This window comes from Bradyrhizobium sp. BLXBL-03 (assembly GCF_051853015.1).
Taxonomy (GTDB): Bacteria; Pseudomonadota; Alphaproteobacteria; order Rhizobiales; family Xanthobacteraceae; genus Bradyrhizobium; species Bradyrhizobium manausense.
Genome location: NZ_CP182470.1, coordinates 1,178,473 through 1,199,099, shown reverse-complemented (window position 1 = coordinate 1,199,099; position 20,627 = coordinate 1,178,473). Strand labels below are relative to the sequence as shown.

Sequence of the window (20,627 nt, the reverse complement as noted above, 5' to 3'; positions counted from 1 at the left end):
ACGTCGAGGCGATCCGCCGTGACCGCCCAGCGCGCCGCGTCAGGCGGCGCGCTGGCTGGGACGCGACAGATCCGGGCAAAGCACGAGCTTGCCCTCAAGACCACCAGCCTCGAGGCGACGGTGAGCATCGACGACCTCCTCAAAAGAGATTCGCGCGGCGACGCGCGGCCGGATGGCGCCCGTTGCCAGAAGCCCGAACAGTTGCTCCAGGTCATCCTTGAACCAGTTGGGATGTCGCGCCCGCATGGCATTGACCGAGTAAAAGCGCGCTCGCTTGCCGCCGGGCAACAATCTCCACAGATAAAGGCGCGCGATCTCCAACAAGATAGGAATCATTCGACGCTGTGCCTGCACGCTCGCCGAGAAACCGATGGCACAGAGCAGGCCACCTGGCTTCAGCGCCGCGTATGAGCGGCGATAGCCGTCCTCGCCAACGCCGTCGATGATGACATCGAACCCGCCCGGCACGATCCGCGTGAAGTCCTGATGCTGGTAGTCGATCGGCGTCGCCCCCAGCTCTCGGACGAGCGCCATGTGCTCGCCGCGCACAGTGCCCCACAGCTCGAGGCCGGCCAATCTTCCGAGCACGAGCAGCGCCTGGCCGACTGCGCCGGCGGCCCCGTGCACGAGCACACGTTGACCTCGCTGGACCCTGGCCGCGCGGTGCAGAAGCTGATGCGCAGTCGTCCAGCTTAAGATCAGCGCGGCCGCTTCAGCCGCGTCCACGCCCGCCGGCACGCGGGCCACGTCCCTCGCCCGAAGCGTGCGATACCCGGCGTTTGACCCGACCACTGTCATGTCGGCCACGCGGTCGCCGATCTGAAAGTCATGCACGCCTTCGCCGAGTTGATCGATTGCCCCCACCACGTCGTAGCCCATCACGAAGGGCGGCCGAAGGCGCATCGTTTGCGGATAGAGGTGACGCCTGATCAACACCTCGGTGTAGTTGAGGCTCGAGGCGAGTACGCGAACACGCACCTCGCCCGGGCCGGCGATCGGCAGGTGAGCGTCGACGACCTCCAGTCTCTCGGGATCACCGAAGCGGCTGACCTGAACAACGCGATTGCGCTGCTCCATCATGGGCGATCTCCATGCAATGCCGTCATTCAGCGAGGGCGGGCAGACTGCCGCCAAGCTGGAGAAATAGAATTGATCCAGATCAATCTTGAGGCTGCACTCTTTGGAATTCTCCTCCAGCCAAAAACCGTTTGGCGGCACCTTTTTTCATTGGAGGAGAAAATGCCTGCAGTTGCTATGCAGTTCGTTTCGCATCCAAGACCCGGTAGTGATCTTGCGACCATCTTACAGCTGGCAAAAGACGGCGCGGCACTTTGGAGGAAACACGGAGCCGATGTCAGCTATTGGTCAGTGATCGGCGGCGAGGTCGGGAACTACGCCTTCGTCGCTCGTTTCGACAGTGTCGAATCCTATGGCCGCGCCCTGGCCTCACTAGGTGCCGATCCAGCGTTCGCAGAATTTCAAGCCAAGCGGCTGAAGGCTGGACAGTCGGATTGGGTACGTTCGAACATTTCCATCCAGGTCGATCTTTGACGGAACGCCTACCGTGCCGAATGCGAGACCGCCTTCGGGCGGTCTCTTGCTGCGCGATCAAAGCGGATATCGTGAACGATGGTGAGTGCGTACCTAATCGTCGTCTTCATCGTCCCGATACTCACCGCCGAGGGTCAGGCCCTCGATCATCGTGGCGCCTTTCGACTTGATCACGCGGCGAAGCGGGACTGAGCTCTCGCTTCGCAAGGCGTCCATCAACTGCTCCGAATGGGTGACGATCCAGATGTCGGCACGGCCAGAGGCCTTGACGATCAGACGGGCCAATGGCGCCAGCAGCGACGGATGCAGGCTGGCCTCGGGTTCGTTCAGCGCGATGAACGGTGGAAGCCGATAGCCCATGAACACCGCGAGCAGGCAGATGTATTTCAGCGTCCCGTCGGATAGTTCATGCGCCCTGAAAGGCCGCGGCATATCCTCCAATTGCAGATCGAATTCACACAGGCCGCCTTCTTCCCATGCGCGGAGCTCGGCGCCCGGGAAGGCATCCTGGATCGCCGCCTGCAGGTCGGCGGCATCTCCCCTGATGGTATAGAGCGTCGCCAGGGCCGCAGCCAGATCGCTGCCATCGGCACTGAGCGAGGGCGTCGTGATCGCGAGGCACGGCTTTCGGATCGGTGACGCCGGATCGGTGCGAAAGTCGTGATAGAAGCGCCAGCCCAGCATTGCATTCCTGATCAGATCGATTTCAGGGCATTCCTTGCCGTCGAAAAAGCCCGCAAGCGCGGGCTCGGACGGCAGCACCGCATCCTTGTGGCTGGTCCATGCGCCGCTGCCGCCGCGGATGCTGACGAGCGAATTCTTCCGCTCCATCAGTCGAACCGTTCGCTTGTCCTGCGTCGCCTCGATGCTCTCTTCCTTGATCATTGGCTCGCCGGCAAACGCCGCCGCGACCGGGCTGGGGAATCCGATTTCGATGGAATATTTCAGGCGATCGAATCTGGCCGACAACCGCAATCGCCCATCTTCGCCGCGTTTGCGGATGCCTGACCAGCAGACCGAATTCAGTCCGCCCTCCTCGGCGATCGTGCGCGTGATCCGCCCGGTCGCCGCGTCGCGCAACAGCGACAGGGACTTGTAGAGATTGGATTTGCCGACGCCGTTCTCGCCCACGAACACGGACAGGGGGTGGATTGGGAGGGAGAGCCGCCTGATGGAGCGATAGTTCGAAATCGCAATGTCGGTCGGACGCATCAGGTGCTCTCAATCGGCAGGCTGCATTCGCGACGCGAATTGCACGTGTTTTCAATCCAGGGATGCAGTCTGGACCGACGATCGCGCGAAGGCAAGCTCCGCCGTCATTCCGGGTTGCGCCCCTTGGCGCGAGCCCGGAATCCTTGATCCGCATGAATGGTGGCAGGATGGATTCCGGGCTCGTGCTGCGCACGCCCCGGAATGACGGTGTGCCCTATGGCTTCACCGGAGCAGGCGGCCCGTAAGCGTCACCTTCCCTCGCCGCCACCTTCTCCCTGTCCCCCGCCAGCACGCGCTGCACGGAGACGAAGAACACAGGCACCATCAGCAGCGCCAGGATCACGACTGCGATCATGCCGCCCATCACGACGCTGCCGAGCGCCTGCTGGCTGGCGCCGCCGGCGCCGTGGGCGATGGCCATCGGCAGCACGCCGCAGATGAAGGCAAGGCCCGTCATCAGGATCGGACGGAAGCGCAGGCGGCAGGCCTCGATCGTCGCTTCGACCAGTGGCTTGCCTTCTTTGCGCAGATCCTTGGCGAACTCGATGATCAGGATCGCGTCCTTGGCGGCAAGGCCAATGATGGTGATCAGGCCGACGGTGAAATAGACGTCGTTCGGCAGTCCGCGCAGCACCGCCGCGGCCACGGCGCCGACGATGCCGAGCGGCACGGTGAGCAGCACCGCGAGCGGGATGGTCCAGCTTTCATAGAGCGCGGCCAGACACAGGAACACCACGAAGACCGACAGCGCCAGCAGGAACGGCGCCTGCGAGCCCGACAGTTTTTCCTGCAGCGACTGGCCGGTCCATTCATAGCCGAAGCCACGCGGCAGCCTGCCGGCAAGCCGCTCCATCTCGGCGATGGCATCGCCCGAGGTGAAGCCGGGTTTGGCTTCGCCCGAGATGCGCACCGCGGGATAGTAGTTGAAGCCGGCGATCTGGGTCGGTCCGCGCGACCATTCGACTGTCGCGAAGGAGGAGAACGGCACCAGCTGTCCGCCGCTGTTCTTGACGTTGTAATTGAGGATGTCCTCGGTCTTCATGCGGTCGCGGGCGTCGGCCTGCACCACGACGCGCTGCATGCGGCCCCGATTCGGGAAGTCGTTGATGTAGTTCGAGCCGAGATTGGTCGAGATGGTGTTGTTGATGTCCTCGAAAGTGACGCCGAAGGCGCCGGCCTTCTCGCGGTCGATCACGAGATTGACCACGCCCGCTTCTGGCAGGCCCTCGAGATAGACCTTCTGCAGCACCGGGCTGGCATTGGCCTCCGCGATCAGCTGGTCGGCGGCGCGCATCAGCGCCGGATAGCCCTTCTGGCCGCGGTCCTGCAGGCGGAACGAGAAGCCGGAGGAGTTGCCGAGATTGTCGATCGGCGGTGGCTGCAGCGCCGAGATCTTTGCGTCGCGGATCGACGCTCCGAGATCGCGGTTGACGTCGTTGACGACAGCCGCCGCGGAATCCTTCGGCCCGCGCTCCGACCAATCCTTCAAGGTGATGAAGGCCTGCGCGGTGTTCATGCCCTGGCCGGAGAAGCTGAAACCGGTGAGGAAGGTGACGTTGTCGACACCCGGCCGCTGCGCCAGATATTTCTCGACCTTCTCGATCACGGCCTCGGTGCGGCCATAGGACGAATCCGACGGCGTCTGCACGTCGGTGGTGACAAAGCCCTGGTCGTCGACGGGCAGGAAGCCGCCGGGCAGGCTGACGAAGGCCCAGGACAGGCCGACCAGCAGCGCGGCATAGACCAGCATCAGGCGGCCGGTGCGCTTGAGCGAGAAGCCGACGGTGCGGGAATAGCTCTCCTTGCCGCCTTCGAGCATGCGATTGAACCAGCCGAACACGCCCTTTCTCGCGTGGCCGTGGCCGGCCGCGACGGGCTTGAGCAAGGTCGCGCACAGCGCTGGCGTCAGCGACAGCGCGAGGAAGGCGGAGAAGCCGATGGCTGCGACCATCGTCACCGAGAATTGCCGATAGATGATGCCGACCGAGCCGGGGAAGAACGCCATCGGCACGAACACCGCCATCAGCACCAGGGTGATGCCGATGATGGCGCCCGTGATCTGGGACATCGCCTTGCGCGTGGCCTCCTTCGGCGACAGGCCCTCCTCGGCCATGATGCGCTCGACGTTCTCGACCACGACGATGGCGTCGTCGACGAGGATGCCGACCGCGAGCACCATGCCGAACATGCTGAGCATGTTGATGGAATAGCCGGCGAGCAGCAGCGTGGCGCAGGCCCCTAACAGCGCCACCGGCACCACGATGGTGGGGATGATGGTATAGCGGATGTTCTGCAGAAACAGGAACATCACCACGAAGACCAGCACCACGGCCTCGAGCAGCGTCGTCAGCACCTTCTTGATCGAGGCCTCGACCACGGGCGTGATGTTGTAGGGGATTTCATAGGAGATGTTCGCCGGGAAGAAACGCGACAGCTCCTTCATCTTGGCTTCGACCGCGCTCGCGGTCGCCAGCGCATTGCCGGTCGGCGACATCAACACGGAGAGACCGGCGGTCGGCTTGCCGTTGAGGCGGGTGTTGAACTGGTAGCTGAGGCCGCCGACCTCGATGCGCGCGACGTCGCGCAGGCGCACGGTCGAGCCGTCGGCATTGGCGCGCAGGATGATGGCTCCGAACTCGTCCGGCGAGGACAGCTGGCCCTTGACCAGCACCAACGCGGAGGTGCGCTGGGTCGCGGTCGAGGGCTCGGCGCCGATGCTGCCAGAGGCGACCTGCGCGTTCTGCGCCGATATGGCCTTGTTGACGTCGTCGGCGGTCAGGCCATAGCCGACGAGCTTGGCGGGATCGACCCAGACGCGAAGGCTGCGTTCGGTCGAATAGAGCGTGGCGCGGCCGACGCCGGGGATACGCCTGACTTCACCGAGCACGTTGCGGATCATGAAGTCGCCGAGGCCGACTTCATCCAGGCTGCCGTCGGTCGAGTTCAGCGTGATGATCTGCAGCACCGCGCTGGAGGCTTCCTCGATCAGGATACCCTGCTGGATCACTGCGCGCGGCAGGCGCGCCTCGACCCGCTTGATGCGGTTCTGCACCTCGACCGAGGCCGCGCTGGTGTCGGTGCCCGGCTGGAAATTGGCCGTTATCTCGACCTGGCCGAGCGAGTCGCTGGTCGATTCGAAATTGAGAATGCCGGAGGCGCCGTTGAGCTCCTCCTCGATCAGGCGCGTGACGCTGTTGTAGAGGTTTTCCGGCGACGCGCCCGGGTAGCTGGTCGAGATCGAGATCGAGGGCGGCGCGATGATGGGATATTGCGCGATCGGCAATAGCGGGATCGAGATCGCGCCGATCAGGCAGATGAACAGCGCGACCACCCAGGCGAAGATCGGCCTGTCGATGAAGAAGCTCGGCATGGCGGTTACCGGGCGAGCTTTTGCGCGTGCCTGACGTCGGCAGTCGCATCCGCCTCCGACCAGGATTGCGGCTTGACCTTGTCGCCGGCCGCGAATTTCTGGAAGCCTTCGACCACGACCTTGTCGCCGGCCTTCAGGCCGTCGGTGACGAACCAGACGCCGTCCTGCACCGAGCCGGTGCGGATCGGCTGGACCGCGATGCGGTTGTCGTCCTTGACGACGAACACCTCGCTGCCGCCGCCGCCATTGCGCTGGACCGCCTGCTGCGGCACCGCGATCGCATCGGAGTCCAGGCCCTGGTCGATGCGAACGCGCACATACATGCCCGGCAGCAGCTCGCGCCTGGGATTGGGGAATTCGCCGCGCAAGGTCACCTGCCCGGTATGGGCGTCGACCTTGGCCTCGGAGAACAGCAGCTTGCCGTCGAGCCCATAGACGGAGATGTCGTCGAGCACGAGGCGCACCTTGACGGCATCGGATTCGATGCGATCGAGGTCGCCGTTCTCGAAGGCACGACGCAGCTGATTGAGCTCGGTCACCGACTGGGTGAAGTCGGCATAGACAGGATCGAGCTGCTGCACGGTGGCAAGATTGGTCTCGTTCTGCACGACGAGCGCCCCTTCGCTGACGAGGGCGGCACCGACGACGCCATCAATCGGTGCGCGCACGGTCGCATAATCGAGATTGAGTTTTGCCCGCGCGAGATCGGCCTTGCGGCCCTCGACTTCGGCCTGGGCCTGGCGCTCGGCGGCGATGGTCTTTTCGTTCTCGGCCTCGGGCGCGGCGCGCTGGCTGGTCAGCGTCGCGATGCGGCGTGCCTGCTGCTGCGCCTGCATCAGCGCGGCTTCGGCCTTGGCAAGCGCGGCCTCATTGGCCATGACCTCGACCTCGAACGGACGCGGATCGATGCGATAGAGCGGATCGCCCGCCTTCACCTCGCTGCCCTGGCGGAACAGCCGCTCGACCACGATGCCCGACACGCGAGGACGCACCTCCGCGACGCGCGTCGGCGAGATCCGCCCCGGCAGCTCGCGCACCACGGCGCGCGGTTGTGGTTTGACCATGACGACGCTGACGTCGGGTTCGGTGGCTTGCGCAGCGGAGACGGCGGAGGAGGATTCATCGCAAGCAGCAAGCAGCGGCGCAAGGGCCGCGAGCATGATTGCAACGCATGCCGATCGCGCTCGAAGTCCAGACATGAAATGGGGTGCCCCAAGATTGTTGAAACTACGCCCCGCGCAACGCCCGTTCTTGGCAATCCTGCGCGGCTGCTGCGGTCAAAATAGAATGCGCGTGTTGCGACGCAACGCATGGCGCGGGCGGCTCAATGTCACATCAGCTATCGCGCTGAGATCAGGTTGTTTTCTGGGACTCACCGGATTGTGAGTCTGGTTCCACCGCTTGCGCGCTGCGACAGAACATCGCAATTGATCGGCGATCCCTAGAATTTTTGAACCGTCATCCTGAGGTGTGAGCCATGCGATGCAAAGCGTTGCATGGGGAGCCTCGAAGGATGAACGGCCGAGATGCAGCCGGGCCGTCGCCCTTCGAGGGCCGCTGAAGGAGCGGCCGCCTCCAGCGACAATGGCTTCGCTATTGCGCGGGGGTGACGGTTTGGTTGAGCGTGCCCGCGGCGTGAAGCTGCTTGGGTTTAGCTGTCCGCCGCCTTCATCCGGTAGTGGCTGATGCCCCATTCCGTGCCGTCGGCATAGCCGAACAGGCCTGCGGTGGCGAGGAAGAACCAGCGCCAGCGGCGCATCCACAAGCTCGTCTCGTCGCCGTAGACGTTGCGCAAGACGGCTTCGATCGTGTCGCGATGCGCGTCGAAATTGGCGAGCCAGTCCATCGCCGTGCGCTGATAATGGGTGCCGCTCCAGCGCCATTCCTTCTCGACCTGGAAGATGTCGGCATATTGCCTGACGAGCTGATGGCTCGGCATCACGCCGCCGGTGAAGAAATGCTGCGCGATCCAGTCCTCGCGATTGGCGCGGTCGAATACATAGGAGCCGGCGCGATGGGTGAAAATGTGCATGAAGAAGCGCCCGTCGGGGGCGAGCCATGAGCGCACGCGCGTCATCAGCTTGCGCCAGTTCATCATGTGCTCGAACATCTCGACCGAGACGATGCGGTCGAACTGGCCCTCCGGCGCGAACACGTTCATGTCTGCCGTGACCACGCGCAGGTTCAAGACGCCGCGGCTCTGCGCGACGTCCTCGATATAGGCGCGCTGGCCTTGCGAGTTCGACACCGCGGTCACCTTGGCATGCGGAAACTGCCGCGCCATCCACAGCGACAGCGCGCCCCAGCCGCAGCCGAGCTCGAGGATGGTCTGGCCGTCGGCGAGGCCGGCATGCGCGACGGTCTGGCGTAGCGCCTCTTCCTCCGCCTCCTGGAGCGTGGTCGCATCCGTCTTGTAGAAGCAGGAGGAGTATTTGCGGTTCGGGCCCAGCACCTGCGCGAAGAAGCTTTGCGGCACTTCGTAATGCTGGGTGTTGGCGGCATCCGTATGCTCGGCGATCGGCCGCAGCATCATCTTTCCGGCGAAGGCGGCATCGTCGGCGGCCGTGTGCGCGGCGAGGCGCGTTGCGGTGCGCGAGCACAGGCGCTGGATGGCGGCGCGGACCACGAGATCCGGCAGCGGCACGCGTTCGGCAGTCCCGATGATCGTGGACATGACGCTCATGCGGCCATTCCCTCTCGTGGTGGCAACGGAAAGAACATGCTGGTTTGGGATTGATAGGCGCGGTAGTGCTCGCCGCGCGATCGCAGCATCTGCGCTTCCAGAGGCGGGATGCCGGTGACGTGGACCAGGATCCAGTACATGAAGACAGGCGCGAGCAGGCTGGCCCAGCCCCAGGGGTAGCCGGCCGCGAGGCCGATCACGGGATAGGCGAGCCAGCCGAACCATTCGAAGAAATAGTTGGGGTGACGCGACCAGCGCCACAGCCCCGTCGCGCAGACCTTGCCCTTGTTGGCAGGGTCGTGCCGGAAGCGGCGCAGCTGCGCATCCGCCAGCGCCTCACCGGCGATGGCGATCAGCAGGATCGCAGCTCCCAGGACGTCCTGACCGCGCAGGGCTGGCGCGGGGACATGCGCGGCAACGAAAATCGAAAACACCAGGGGCACCGAGCCCAGCGCCTGGTTTTGCAGGAAGATGAACATCCGCCGGGGGGCGTTGAGGCCCCACTCCGCGGCAAAGGCGGCGTAGCGGGGATCGTCGGTGATCCCTAAGGTGCGGATCGCGATATGGGTGCCGAGCCGGAGCGACCAGATTGCGACGAGGCCGGCGACCAGCCATTGCCTGATATTGGACCCGTCGCCCGCGAGCGGCCACAGCGCGCTGACGGCGCCGACCAGCCCGACCGCAAAGGTCCAGATCGTGTCGACCCAACCGGAATTGCCGCTGCGCTGCTGCACAACCCAGGCGAATGCCATCAGGACCGCGAGCGAGAGCGCGATGGAAGCGAATCCCCCAAGAAAAATCGCCATGCAAAAAATCCGACCTAAGCCTGTGGAATGCCGAAGTTTTGCAAAATACGTGGATAACAAAGCCCGGTTTCAGCGTTGGGTTCCGCGCGCCTTCCCGAAATCCGCACATCCGGCGCTTTTTTTGCACCCGGCCTGTGCCATAGTGCGGAGGCAAGCAAGCTTCGTAATGGATGATCCCGGCCATGCCGTCAGGCGCCTCGCCCCGCTCCACCATCGACATCGAATACACAAAACTGTCCTCGCCCAGCGTCTTCCTGGTGCGGATGCTGGTCTTCCTGGTGCTGTGTACGCTGGTGGGCGTGGTGCTCTACAAGCAGATCATCCTGGCCTTCTTCGCCAATCCCGGACTGAACGCGCTGATCGGGGCCGTGCTGTTCATCGGCATCGTGCTGGCCTTCCGCCAGGTGATCCGGCTCTATCCTGAGGTGTCCTGGGTCAATAATTTCCGCATCGCCGACCCGGGCCTGGCGCCGGCCAGGCACCCGAAACTGCTGGCGCCGATGGCGGCGATCCTCGGCGGAGAGCGCTCCGGGCGGATGAGCATCACGCAGACGACGATGCGGCACCTGCTCGATTCCATCGCAACGCGCCTGGACGAGGCCCGGGACATCTCCCGCTACATGACGGGCCTCTTGGTCTTCCTCGGCCTGCTCGGCACCTTCTGGGGCCTGATCGAAACGGTCGGCTCGGTCGGCAAGGTCATCGACGGGCTCAAGGTCGGCGGCGATGCCGGCGCGCTGTTCGACACGCTGAAGGAGGGCCTCGCCGCCCCGCTCGGCGGCATGGGCATCTCCTTTTCCTCATCGCTGTTCGGCCTCGCCGGCTCGCTGATCCTCGGCTTCCTCGATCTGCAATCGAGCCAGGCGCAGAACCGCTTCTACACCGACCTCGAAGACTGGCTCGCCACCACCGTGCGGGAATACGGCAACGGAGAGGTCGCCGCCGTCGCGAGCACCGGCGGCGGGGTGGCGAGCGGCGAGCTCCAGGCCGCCGTCGAACGCTTACGCTCCGTGCTCGAGGAAGGCAGCGCCAGCCGCGGCACCACCGCGGCGATGGCGAGCCTTGCCGAAGCGATCCAGGCGCTGGTCTCGCATATGCGGACCGAGCAGCAGATGATCCGCGAATGGGCCGACGGCCAGGGCGAGCAGAACCGCGAGATCCGCCGCCTGCTGGAGCGCATCGCGCGCCAGCCCGAGAAGAGTTAAGCAATCAGGATTTGAGAGGCGAGCATGGCTCTAGCCCGCGGCCGCCGCAGCGAAGGCGCCTTCAACTACTGGCCCGGATTCGTCGACGCGCTGTCGACGCTGGTGCTGTCGATCGTGTTCCTGCTGTCGGTGTTCCTGGTCGTGCAGTTCTTCCTGTCGCAGGAGGTCACCGGCAAGGACAAGGCGCTGGAGCAGCTCAACGCCAGGATCGCCCAGCTCACCGAGCTGTTGTCACTGGAGAAGCTCGGCAAGCTCTCGCTCGATGATCAGGTCTCGCAGCTCAGGGCCGGCCTCGCCTCGGCCGAGAGCGAGCGCGACCGCATGAAGGGCCTCTATGAAGGCCTTGCCAATGCCGGCAACGATGCTCAAGGCAAGACCACCGAGCTCGGCAAGGCGCTCGAGTCGGAAAAGGCGGTCTCGGCGCGGGCGCTGGCGCAGATCGAGGTGCTGAACCAGCAGATCAGCGCGCTGCGCCGGCAATTGGCCGCCCTCGAAGAGGCGCTCGATGCATCCGAGAAGCGCGACAAGGAATCGCAGAACCGCATCGCCGATCTCGGCTCACGCCTCAACGTCGCGCTGGCGCAGCGCGTGCAGGAATTGTCGCGCTACCGCTCCGAGTTCTTCGGGCGCCTGCGCGCCATTCTCGGCAACCGTCCCGACATCCGCGTGGTCGGCGACCGTTTCGTGTTCCAGTCCGAAGTGTTCTTCGACACCGGACAGGCGACGCTGCTGCCCGAGGGCAAGGCCGAGCTCGACACCGTGGCGAACGCGCTGATCGAGCTCGACAAGAAGATCCCGGCCGAGATCGCCTGGGTGCTGCGGGTCGACGGCCACACCGACGTGCGGCCGGTCAACGGTCCGAACTTCAAGTCGAACTGGGATCTGTCCGCGGCGCGCGCGATCTCGGTGGTGCAATATCTGATCTCGCTCGGCGTGCCGGCCCAGCGCCTGGTCGCCGCCGGCTTCGGCGAGTTCCAGCCCCTCGACACCGCCAACACCGAAGAGGCCTACAAGCGCAACCGCCGCATCGAGCTGAAGCTGACGGAGCGGTAGTGAGCGCGCTCCACCTTCGCCCCTACGCGGACGCCGACGAAGCGGCGGCGATCGACCTCTGGCATCGCAGCTGGCAGCAGGCCTATCCGCAGATCGACTTCGCCGCACGGCTGGCCTGGTGGCGCGAACGCTGGCGCAAGGATCTGGTGCCGAAGGCCCAGATCATCGTCTCGGAACAAGATGGCACGCTGAGCGGTTTCGTCACCATCGACGGCGATGGTTATCTCGACCAGCTCGTGGTCGACCCCGATCATTGGGGCTCGGACGCGGCGAGGCTGCTGGTGGACGAAGCAAAACGCCTGTCACCGTCAGGCGTCACGCTGCTGGTGAACAAGGACAATGCCCGCGCCATCCGCTTCTACGAGCGCAACGGCTTCGCCCATGCCGGCGAGGACGTGAACCCGACATCGGGACGGCCGGTGCTGAAGATGGCGTGGCGGCCGTGACTGATGTCACGCAAAGGCGCAGCGTGGCTTGCTAGTGTCGCAATCAGCAAACTGATGGAGAGGATCAATGCGGCTGAGCGATCTGGCCAAAGGGTCTTCGGTCTTTCTCGGCGTCATGGTCGCGGGCTATGTGTCGACTGTGTATGTCGACCAGCGCCTGGCTTCGCCGCCCAAGGCAGCAACCGAGACGACAGGTTCGCCAGCGCTAACGAACAACGCTGCTCCGACCGACAACCCGACGCCGGCCAACGGCGGATCGGCCTGTATCGGCGAGGGCGGCAGCTGGAAGAACTGGCCGTGGCCGAACGTGCCGATGGGCTCGCCGAAGTGCGAGTGAGAATCGGTGCTTAGGCGCCAAGCTCTCTCCGCCCGCCATTGCGAGGAGCCCTTGCGACGAAGCAATCCAGAATTCTTCCGCAGAGACGGTCTGGATTGCTTCGCTACGCTCGCAATGACGGGCGGAGAGAGACTGGCGTCTCACGCGCCCTCGAACTGCAACCTCGCCAGCCGCGCATAGAGCCCGTTCGCGGCGACGAGCTCGGCATGGGTGCCCTGCTCGACGATCTTGCCCTGGTCCATCACCAGGATGCGGTCGCAGGAGAGCACCGTGGCGAGGCGGTGCGCGATGACGAGCGTGGTGCGATGGGCCATCAGCTCTTCGAGTGCGGTCTGCACCAGCGTCTCGCTTTCGGCGTCGAGCGCGGAGGTGGCTTCATCGAGCAGCAGCAGCGGCGCGTCGCGCAGGATGGCGCGGGCGATGGCGATGCGCTGGCGCTGGCCGCCGGACAGCGTCACGCCGCGTTCGCCGAGCGGGGTATCAAAACCTTCAGGCAGGCGGCGGATGAACTCAGAGGCATGCGCGAGATCGGCTGCACGCTCGACCTCGGCGTCATCAGCATCGGGCCGGCCGAAGCGGATGTTCTCGCGGGCGCTGGCGGCAAACACATTGGACTCCTGCGGCACCAAAGCGATGCGGGAGCGGAAGTCGCGCGGATCGGCGGATTTCACCGGCACGCCATCGAGCGAGATCGAACCGCCCTTGGGATCGTAGAAGCGCAGCAGCAGATGGAAGATCGTGCTCTTGCCGGCACCGGACGGGCCGACGATCGCAACCTTCTCGCCGGGCCGCACGGTAAATGAAACAGCATCGAGCACGTTGACGTCGGGCCGCGCCGGATAGGCGAAGCTGACACGATCGAAGCCGACCTCGCCGCGCCCCGGCACGGGCAGTGCGCGCGGCGATGCGGGCGCGGCGATCTCGGGCTTCACGTGCAGGATCTCGAACAGACGTTCGGCCGCGCCTGATGCCGCCGATACCTCGCCCCAGACCTCGCTGAGCTGGCCGAGCCCCGCGGCCGCGAAGGCCGCATAGAGCACGAACTGGCCGAGCCGGCCCGGGGTGATCGCGCCCGTCAGCACGTCATGCGAGCCGATCCAGAGGATGCCGACCACGCTTGCGAACACGATGAAGATGACGATGGCGGTGAGAACCGCGCGGGCTTGCGTGGAGGTGCGCGCTGCCTCATAGGCCTGCTCCACCTCGCCGCCAAAGCGTTTCGCGGCGAGCCCCTCGCTGGTATAGGCCTGCACGGTGCGGATCGCGCCGACCAGCTCGCCGGCATAGGCGGAGGCTTCGGCCAGCGTATCCTGCGCGTTGCGCGACAGCCGCCGCACCCAGCGCCCGAACGCGACCAGCGGCAGCACGATCAGGGGGATCGCCAGCAGCACGAAGCCCGAGAGCCGCGGGCTGGTGATCACCATCATCGCGGCAGCGCCGAGGAACATCATGAGATTGCGCAGCGCGATCGACACGGAGGCGCCAACCGCGGATTTGATCTGCGTGGTGTCGGCGGTGAGCCGCGACACCAATTCGCCGCTGCGCGCGGAATCGAAGAAAGAGGGCGACAGCGAGAGCAGATGCGCAAACACGTCGCGCCGGAGATCGGCGACGATGCGCTCGCCGATCGTCATCACGAGGTAATAGCGCGATGCACTCGCCAGCGCGAGCACGGCGACGACGGCGATCATCACCGAGAAGTAGCTGTTGATCATCGCGATGCCTTCGGGCGTCAGCCCGAAATCGATCATCCGGCGCACCGCGACCGGCACCAGCAGCGTGGTCAGCGCCGCAATCGTCAACGCAACGAAGGCCAGCGCCGCCCGGCCGCGATAGCGGGCGACGTAGGGCGCAAGCGCCAGCAGCGGCCGCAGCTTGGCCCGGCCCCTGGCCGGCTGTTCGATCAGCTCGGCCTCGATCGACGGGGCCTCGGTATGCCCGGTTTCAAGCCGTTCAACTGCGCTCATTGGAATCCGACCAAAAGAGAGACGTAGGCTCCACATAGGCCCCGGCACGGGGCGAGGCAAATCCGGGATGTACCGTAAGGGACGGCCCGGTTCTCAAGTCCCCACAATGGCTTGTTTTAGGGGACCCCGTGGGGTATAGACCCCGCCAAATCCGTCATTCGATAGTCACTCAAGCCGGGCGCCGGGCGCCCTAGGAATTGCCATGAAAGCCGAAATTCATCCGGATTATCATACGATTAAGGTCGTCATGACCGACGGAACCGAGTACCTGACCCGCTCCACCTGGGGCAAGGAAGGCGACACGCTGAACCTCGACATCGACCCGAAGTCGCATCCGGCCTGGACCGGTGGCTCTACCCAGATCATGGACCGCGGCGGCCGCGTCTCGCGCTTCCAGAAGAAGTTTTCGGGCTTCCTCAAAAAGGATTGATCCCGGCCAGCGAAGGCTGGAGACGAAAAACGCCCCCGGCAGACCGCGGGCGTTTTTGTTTTTGGAGGCCGTCGTCGATCAAGACCGAGATTTCGTAGGGTGGGCAAAGCGAAGCGTGCCCACCACCCGCGCATGATCGAGAAAGAGCGTGGGCACGGCGCTTTGCGCCTTTGCCCACCCTACAAGAGTGGGGCTTGCCTCGGAGAGCTTACCGCTCGAACGCGGCCTTCAAGGCGTTGAGATGCGGCACCAGCGGGTTGCCGATCGCGACGTGGTCGGCCGGCGGGGTGTGGATCGAGCTGTCGAGCCGGCGCACGCGGGCCTGCAGGCTCATCGAGCGATGGATCAGATCCTGCAGCGAGCTCGGCAGTTTCTCGATGGTGTCGGCGGGGCCGGGATCGGCGGCGGTGAGCTTGACCTTGGTCTTCTCGCGGTTGGCCTGGACCAGCGTCATCTCGCCTTCCTTCACGGCGCGATGCAGCAGCAGCCATGAGGCGAGCTGCATCAGGCGCGTGGTGAGGCGCATGCTCTCGGTCGCGTAAGTGAGGCTGACGGCCCGATCGAGCGCCTTGGCCTCGGCGCGGCCGGCTCCGTCGAGATAGGCGGCAGTCTCTTCGACGAGATCCATGCCCTCGCGGAACAGGGCGCCGAACGCCGCAGAATTGGTGAACCGCTCGCTGAGTTGAACGAGAGCGCCATCGGCCTGCAAACGTTCCATGGTTAACGCCCCTTACGCAACTGTTTACCTGTCCGGCTTTTGCGCCGGCTTATGATGAACAAATCATTGCGCGGGGGGATCGCGGAGTCCAGCGGCAAGCGCGGATATGGTTTCCGCGCGTCATTCCGAGGAATTCAACCGGGAATGGAGGAAAAAAAGAGCCGCCGGAGACCGGCGGCTTTGAAAGTTGATAACAGGGAGGCGTCAAACAGAGTGGACAGGAGCCACTCGGTGTCCAAACGAGGACAGTTCCAGTCATAAACTCGAAAGCTTAATTGGGAGTAAACGAACGAATTTTTTGAGGGTTCGTTAGCCATGTCGGCCAGTGGCCGAGTGGGATGTAGTCGCGCTCTCTCCGCCGTCGTGCCCGGGCTTGTCCCGGCCATCCACGTTCTTCGTCGCTGTTGGAAAGAAAGACGTGGATGGCCGGGACAAGCCCGGCCATGACGCGTCGAAGCAGGCGCTCCCGACTACGTCTTGAAAAAACTGTTCGCCGCATCGCGCGAGGCGCGCTTCCTGGTGGCGGCTTCCTCCAGCCTTGCGATCTCGGTCTTGAGCAGGGCGACGCGCTCGGTCAGTTCCTCCACTGACAAGAGTGAGAGATCCTGTCCGATCTCGTGGGTGACCTTCTTGCGCGGGCGGTCGTCGTCTTCCATCGGCATCGTCGTTCCTCCTCTCGTCCGCGGACCGGACCACACCGCTTGAAACCGGCTTGGGCGGTTGCCAGCCAGGACCGCGCTGGCTAATCAAAGGCCTCGTTTCCCTCGCACCTTTGCTCAAGGACACATCATGGACAAGCTGCCAGCGCAAATGACCGTGGTCGCCATCTCCAAGCCTGGTGGACCGGAGGTCCTGGTGCCGGAACAACGTCCCGTTCCGCAGCCCGGTCCTGACGAGATCCTGGTCAAGGTTAAGGCTGCGGGCGTCAACCGGCCCGATGTGGCGCAACGCTCCGGCGCCTATCCCCCGCCGCCCGGCGCCAGCGACCTGCCCGGCCTCGAAATCGCAGGTGAAGTGGTCGCGGTTGGCAGCAACGCCAGGCGGCACAAGATCGGCGACATCGTGATGTCGCTCGTCGCCGGCGGCGGCTATGCGCAGTACTGCATCGCACAGGACGCCCAGGCCATGAGCGTGCCGCCGGCGCTCTCGATCCAGGAAGCCGGCGCGCTGCCGGAAACCCTGATGACGGTCTGGCACAACGTGTTCGAGCGCGGCGGCTTGAAGTCCGGCGAGACGCTGCTGATCCATGGCGGCTCCTCCGGCATCGGCACCATGGCGATCCAGCTCGCGAAGGCGTTCGGTGCAAAGGTGTTCGTCACCGTCGGCTCGCAGGACAAGATCGACGCCTGCCTCAAGCTCGGGGCGGATCGTGCGATCAATTACAAGACCGAAGATTTCGTCGCTGTCGTCAAGGAAGAGACCGACAAGGTCGGCGTCAACCTGATCCTCGACATGGTCGCCGGCGACTATGTCGACCGCAACTACGACGCCGCTGCCGTCGACGGCCGCATCGTCCAGATCGCGACCCTCAACGGTCCCAAGGTCAGCGTCAACATCGCCAAGGTGATGGTGAAGCGGCTGACCCATACCGGCTCGACCTTGCGTCCCCGTAGTAATGCGGACAAGGCGGCGATGGTGGCTGCCATTGAGGCGAAAGTGATGCCGCTGCTGCGCGAAGGACGGATCAAACCACTGATGGACAGCGCTTTCCCGCTTGAAAAGGCCGCCGACGCCCATCGGCGCATGGAGACCTCAGCACATATTGGCAAAATTGTGTTGGAGGTCTAGGCCGCAGGGCCAGCAAACCGGGCGGAAACCCTTTGATTTTCCTCGCTTTCGTGGCATCTATCGCGAATGCCGAACCACTTCCGTCCGGCCTGAAATCGTCCTTACGTACCAGCCTTGCGTGCCGTTCTTGCACTCAGAGTTTGCGTCCAACGCGGAGAACTGACCTTGCGTCTGATCAGGTGCCTCGCGCCCATCGCGCTGGGCCTCATGATTCTTGTCGCCGCGTATCCCGCGCGCGCGCTTGACGCCGTCAGCGTCCGCAGCGACGCGCCCGCGATCGATCTCACCGGCGTGCTCGAGCATCAGCGCAGCGACGCCGATCGCATCCAGGTCTCCACTGCGCCCGGCACCGACGGCATCGTCCGCCGCATCGAGGTGCGCGCGCGCGAGGGCGGCCAGAACTGGGTGGTGTTCGCGCTCGCCAACAACACCGACGACCAGCTCGACCGCCTGATCGTCGCCCCGCATTACCGCATCGTCTCATCGGGATTGCTCTGGCCAGACCTCGGCCTGTCGCGCATCGCAACCATCACGCCGTCGATCGGCGACCGGCCGGAACGGCAGGAAAGTGCGACGGCCGACGTATTCCGCATCACGCTCGATCCCGGCGCCGTCGTCACCTTCGTCGCGGAACTACGCACCGACAAGCTGCCGCAGCTCTATCTTTGGGAGCCGGAAGCCTACAAGGACAAGGTCAACTCCTTCACGCTGTACCAGGGCATCGTGATCGGCATCTCCGGCCTGCTGGCGCTGGTGCTGACCATCCTCTTCGTGGTGAAGGGCAGCATCATGTTCCCGGCCGCGGCGGCGCTGGCCTGGGCGGTGCTGGTCTATATCGGCGTCGATTTCGGCTTCTGGGGCAAGGTGCTCGACATGTCGAACAACGCCGAGCGCATCTGGCGCGCGGCGGGTGAAGCGATCCTGGCGGCGACGCTACTGGTGTTCCTGTTCGCCTACCTCAATCTCAGTCGATGGCATGTGCGCTACTCGCACATCACGGTGGGCTGGCTCGCCTTCCTCGGCTCGCTGGTCGCGCTGGCACTGTTCGATCCGGCCGTCGCCTCCGGCATCGCGCGCATCTCCCTGGTGCTGATCGCCTTCGCCGGCTTCGCTCTGATCGTCTATCTCTCCACCCACGGCTTCGATCGCGCGGTGCTGCTGATCCCGACCTGGTTCCTGCTGGTGGTCTGGGTGGTCGCAGCCGGCATGACGGTCGCAGGCTCCGTCACCAATGACATCGTCGGCCCTGCCCTGCTCGGCGGCCTCGTGCTGATCGTGATGCTGATCGGCTTCACCGTCATGCAGCACGCCTTCGCCGGTGGCGGCGCCAGCACCGGCGTCGTCTCCGACATCGAACGGCGAGCGCTGGCGCTGGCCGGCTCCGGCGACCTGATCTGGGACTGGGACGTTTCCGCCGACAAGGTTTTTACCAGTCCCGAGACGGAAGCCCTGCTCGGACTGAAGCGCGGCACGCTGGAAGGCCCGGCGGCCTCCTGGCTCGAGGTGCTGCACCCGCTCGACCAGGACCGTTTCCGCGCCGCGCTCGACAGCGTGCTCGACCAGCGCCGCGGCCGCCTGGTGCAGGATTTCCGCCTGCGTACCCCCGACGGTCACTTCATGTGGTTCGCGCTGAAGGCGCGGCCGGTGGTGGGCTCCGACGGTGAGGTCTCGCGCGTGGTCGGCACGCTCACCGACGTCACCGAGCTGCGCAACGCCGAGGAACGCATGCTGCACGATTCCGTGCATGACAACCTCACCGGCCTGCCGAACCGCAAGCTGTTCATGGACCGCCTGGGTGCCGTCGCGCATTTCGCCAAGTCGATGCCGACGCTGCGCCCGACGCTGATGGTGATCGACCTCGACCGCTTCAAGCAGGTCAACGATTCCGTCGGCATCGCGGTCGGCGATTCCATCCTGCTGACGCTGGCCCGCCGCCTCACCCGCATCCTGAAGCCGCAGGACACGCTGGCGCGGCTCGCCGGTGACCAGTTCGGCCTGATCCTTTTGTCGGAGCAGGACCCGGCCCGGATCACCAATTTCGCCGAGACCATCCGCAAGACCATCCGCGCGCCGATCGCCTTCAACGACCGCGAGATCTTCCTGACCGCCTCGATCGGCATGGCGCTGTCCGATCCGCAGACGCAGCTGACGGACGAGATCATCAAGGACGCCGAGCTTGCGATGTATCATTCCAAGCGCATCGGCGGCGACCGTATCGACGTCTACAAGCCCGCGATGCGCGCACGGAAGACGGACCGCCTGACGCTGGAGAGCGAGCTGCGCCGCGCCATCGAGCGGCAGGAGCTCACGATCCTGTATCAGCCGATCGTGCGGCTGGAGGACCGTTCGGTCGCGGGTTTCGAGGCCTTGGCGCGCTGGGATCATCCCAAGCTCGGCCGCATGGCGCCGTCGGAATTCATCACCATCGCGGAAGAGACCGGCTTGATCGTCGATCTCGGCATGTTCGTGCTCGACCAGACCGCCAAGCAGCTCTCGGTCTGGCAGCGCGCGATGCGGTCGCGCGAGCCGATCTTCGCATCCGTCAACGTCTCCTCGCGGCAGCTGCTGCGCCACGATCTGATCCACGATATCCGCACCGTGCTGTCGCGCTCGTCGGTCGCCCGCGGCACGCTGAAGCTGGAACTGACGGAATCGCTGGTGATGGAGAATCCGGAGCACGCCGCGCAAATGCTCACGCGCATCCGCGAGCTCGGCACCGGCCTGTCGCTCGACGATTTCGGCACCGGCCATTCCTCGCTGGCCTATCTGCAGCGTTTCCCGTTCGACACCATCAAGATCGACCAGTCCTTCGTCCGCACCACCAATCGCGGCACGCGGCCGGTGATCCTGAAGTCGATCATCGCGCTCGCGCATGATCTCGGCATGGACGTGGTGGCGGAAGGCGCCGAGACCGATTCCGACGCGGTCGAGCTGTACCAATTGGGCTGCGAATACGCGCAGGGCTTTGCCTTCGGCGAGCCGATGGACGCGGATGCCGCGATGCGCCTGCTGACGGAAGTGCGGCTGGAAGCGGCGAGCTGATCTTTTCGCGCGAGGTACC

17 protein-coding genes are annotated in these 20,627 nt (G+C 64.9%); 8 read left to right on the top strand and 9 right to left on the bottom strand.

Annotation, left to right across the window (positions count from 1 at the left end):
• Positions 1–39: 39 nt before the first annotated feature.
• Positions 40–1,080: a medium chain dehydrogenase/reductase family protein gene (locus tag ACNJX9_RS05715; RefSeq protein ID WP_439408095.1), complete on the bottom strand. Its 1,041-nt coding sequence runs from the start codon at positions 1,078–1,080 to the stop codon at positions 40–42.
• A 69-nt stretch (positions 1,081–1,149) separates the two neighbouring features.
• Here ACNJX9_RS05715 and ACNJX9_RS05710 point away from each other — a divergent pair, with 69 nt between their 5' ends.
• Positions 1,150–1,551, top strand: a complete 402-nt coding sequence (locus ACNJX9_RS05710) for a hypothetical protein (RefSeq protein WP_439408094.1) — start codon at positions 1,150–1,152, stop codon at positions 1,549–1,551.
• 93 nt (positions 1,552–1,644) lie between these two features.
• On the opposite strand, the gene ACNJX9_RS05705 is transcribed toward ACNJX9_RS05710, so the two are convergent.
• The 5 genes from ACNJX9_RS05705 to ACNJX9_RS05685 all read right to left on the bottom strand — a co-directional run bounded on the left by ACNJX9_RS05705 (position 1,645) and on the right by ACNJX9_RS05685 (position 9,622).
• Positions 1,645–2,763, bottom strand: a complete 1,119-nt coding sequence (locus ACNJX9_RS05705) for an AAA family ATPase (RefSeq protein ID WP_439408092.1) — start codon at positions 2,761–2,763, stop codon at positions 1,645–1,647.
• Between the two features lie 214 nt (positions 2,764–2,977).
• A complete protein-coding gene (locus tag ACNJX9_RS05700) occupies positions 2,978–6,133 on the bottom strand; it encodes a multidrug efflux RND transporter permease subunit (RefSeq protein WP_439408091.1) in 3,156 nt (1,051 codons plus the stop codon).
• Positions 6,134–6,138: 5 nt separating this feature from the next.
• A complete protein-coding gene (locus ACNJX9_RS05695; protein WP_439408090.1) occupies positions 6,139–7,332 on the bottom strand; it encodes an efflux RND transporter periplasmic adaptor subunit in 1,194 nt (397 codons plus the stop codon).
• A 452-nt stretch (positions 7,333–7,784) separates the two neighbouring features.
• Positions 7,785–8,816, bottom strand: coding sequence for an SAM-dependent methyltransferase (locus ACNJX9_RS05690; protein ID WP_439408089.1), 1,032 nt, complete (start codon positions 8,814–8,816; stop codon positions 7,785–7,787).
• Positions 8,813–9,622 carry a DUF1295 domain-containing protein gene (locus tag ACNJX9_RS05685; RefSeq protein WP_057759327.1) on the bottom strand — a complete coding sequence of 270 codons (810 nt, stop codon included), beginning with the start codon at positions 9,620–9,622 and terminating at the stop codon, positions 8,813–8,815. The genes ACNJX9_RS05690 and ACNJX9_RS05685 overlap by 4 nt, the downstream gene beginning before the upstream one ends.
• A 182-nt stretch (positions 9,623–9,804) precedes the next feature.
• On the opposite strand from ACNJX9_RS05685, the gene ACNJX9_RS05680 reads away from it, so the two are divergent.
• The 4 genes from ACNJX9_RS05680 (at position 9,805) to ACNJX9_RS05665 (ending at position 12,663) form a co-directional block, all read left to right on the top strand.
• Entirely contained in the window at positions 9,805–10,827 is a 1,023-nt protein-coding gene (locus tag ACNJX9_RS05680) for a hypothetical protein (RefSeq protein ID WP_057759893.1), read from the top strand.
• A 24-nt stretch (positions 10,828–10,851) separates the two neighbouring features.
• Positions 10,852–11,880, top strand: a complete 1,029-nt coding sequence (locus tag ACNJX9_RS05675) for a peptidoglycan -binding protein (RefSeq protein ID WP_057759328.1) — start codon at positions 10,852–10,854, stop codon at positions 11,878–11,880.
• Positions 11,880–12,326 (top strand): GNAT family N-acetyltransferase, encoded by a 447-nt coding sequence (locus tag ACNJX9_RS05670; RefSeq protein WP_057759330.1) that lies wholly within the window; start codon positions 11,880–11,882, stop codon positions 12,324–12,326. Before ACNJX9_RS05675 ends, ACNJX9_RS05670 begins: the two co-directional genes overlap by 1 nt.
• 67 nt (positions 12,327–12,393) lie before the next feature.
• Entirely contained in the window at positions 12,394–12,663 is a 270-nt protein-coding gene (locus ACNJX9_RS05665; RefSeq protein ID WP_439408088.1) for a hypothetical protein, read from the top strand.
• Positions 12,664–12,803: 140 nt separating this feature from the next.
• Here the strand turns inward: ACNJX9_RS05665 and ACNJX9_RS05660 are convergent, their stop codons facing one another.
• Complete coding sequence (locus ACNJX9_RS05660; RefSeq protein WP_439408086.1) at positions 12,804–14,630, bottom strand: ABC transporter ATP-binding protein/permease; 1,827 nt, start codon at positions 14,628–14,630, stop codon at positions 12,804–12,806.
• Between the two features lie 202 nt (positions 14,631–14,832).
• Here ACNJX9_RS05660 and rpmE point away from each other — a divergent pair, with 202 nt between their 5' ends.
• Positions 14,833–15,060, top strand: coding sequence for a 50S ribosomal protein L31 (gene rpmE, locus ACNJX9_RS05655; RefSeq protein WP_028182497.1), 228 nt, complete (start codon positions 14,833–14,835; stop codon positions 15,058–15,060).
• Between the two features lie 208 nt (positions 15,061–15,268).
• On the opposite strand, the gene rcdA is transcribed toward rpmE, so the two are convergent.
• Together rcdA and ACNJX9_RS05645 are read right to left on the bottom strand one after the other, a co-directional pair.
• A complete protein-coding gene (rcdA, locus tag ACNJX9_RS05650; RefSeq protein WP_057759334.1) occupies positions 15,269–15,778 on the bottom strand; it encodes a protease adaptor protein RcdA in 510 nt (169 codons plus the stop codon).
• Positions 15,779–16,248: 470 nt separating this feature from the next.
• Positions 16,249–16,440, bottom strand: a complete 192-nt coding sequence (locus tag ACNJX9_RS05645; protein ID WP_057759335.1) for a DUF1192 domain-containing protein — start codon at positions 16,438–16,440, stop codon at positions 16,249–16,251.
• Positions 16,441–16,567: 127 nt separating this feature from the next.
• Here ACNJX9_RS05645 and ACNJX9_RS05640 point away from each other — a divergent pair, with 127 nt between their 5' ends.
• Both ACNJX9_RS05640 and ACNJX9_RS05635 read left to right on the top strand, forming a co-directional pair.
• The gene (locus ACNJX9_RS05640) at positions 16,568–17,566 is read left to right on the top strand and encodes an NAD(P)H-quinone oxidoreductase (protein WP_439408085.1); all 999 of its coding nucleotides are present in this window, start codon (positions 16,568–16,570) and stop codon (positions 17,564–17,566) included.
• 165 nt (positions 17,567–17,731) lie between these two features.
• Positions 17,732–20,608: an EAL domain-containing protein gene (locus tag ACNJX9_RS05635; protein ID WP_057759339.1), complete on the top strand. Its 2,877-nt coding sequence runs from the start codon at positions 17,732–17,734 to the stop codon at positions 20,606–20,608.
• Positions 20,609–20,627: the final 19 nt, after the last annotated feature.

Bases quoted from the DNA above. Each gene is read 5' to 3' on its own strand.
- ACNJX9_RS05715 (WP_439408095.1), bottom strand. From the start codon at position 1,080: ATGATGGAGCAGCGCAATCGCGTTGTTCAGGTCAGCCGCTTCGGTGAT.
- ACNJX9_RS05705 (WP_439408092.1), bottom strand. From the start codon at position 2,763: ATGCGTCCGACCGACATTGCGATTTCGAACTATCGCTCCATCAGGCGG.
- ACNJX9_RS05700 (WP_439408091.1), bottom strand. From the start codon at position 6,133: ATGCCGAGCTTCTTCATCGACAGGCCGATCTTCGCCTGGGTGGTCGCG.
- ACNJX9_RS05695 (WP_439408090.1), bottom strand. From the start codon at position 7,332: ATGTCTGGACTTCGAGCGCGATCGGCATGCGTTGCAATCATGCTCGCG.
- ACNJX9_RS05690 (WP_439408089.1), bottom strand. From the start codon at position 8,816: ATGAGCGTCATGTCCACGATCATCGGGACTGCCGAACGCGTGCCGCTG.
- ACNJX9_RS05685 (WP_057759327.1), bottom strand. From the start codon at position 9,622: ATGGCGATTTTTCTTGGGGGATTCGCTTCCATCGCGCTCTCGCTCGCG.
- ACNJX9_RS05680 (WP_057759893.1), top strand. From the start codon at position 9,805: ATGCCGTCAGGCGCCTCGCCCCGCTCCACCATCGACATCGAATACACA.
- ACNJX9_RS05675 (WP_057759328.1), top strand. From the start codon at position 10,852: ATGGCTCTAGCCCGCGGCCGCCGCAGCGAAGGCGCCTTCAACTACTGG.
- ACNJX9_RS05665 (WP_439408088.1), top strand. From the start codon at position 12,394: ATGCGGCTGAGCGATCTGGCCAAAGGGTCTTCGGTCTTTCTCGGCGTC.
- ACNJX9_RS05660 (WP_439408086.1), bottom strand. From the start codon at position 14,630: ATGAGCGCAGTTGAACGGCTTGAAACCGGGCATACCGAGGCCCCGTCG.
- rpmE (WP_028182497.1), top strand. From the start codon at position 14,833: ATGAAAGCCGAAATTCATCCGGATTATCATACGATTAAGGTCGTCATG.
- rcdA (WP_057759334.1), bottom strand. From the start codon at position 15,778: ATGGAACGTTTGCAGGCCGATGGCGCTCTCGTTCAACTCAGCGAGCGG.
- ACNJX9_RS05645 (WP_057759335.1), bottom strand. From the start codon at position 16,440: ATGCCGATGGAAGACGACGACCGCCCGCGCAAGAAGGTCACCCACGAG.
- ACNJX9_RS05640 (WP_439408085.1), top strand. From the start codon at position 16,568: ATGGACAAGCTGCCAGCGCAAATGACCGTGGTCGCCATCTCCAAGCCT.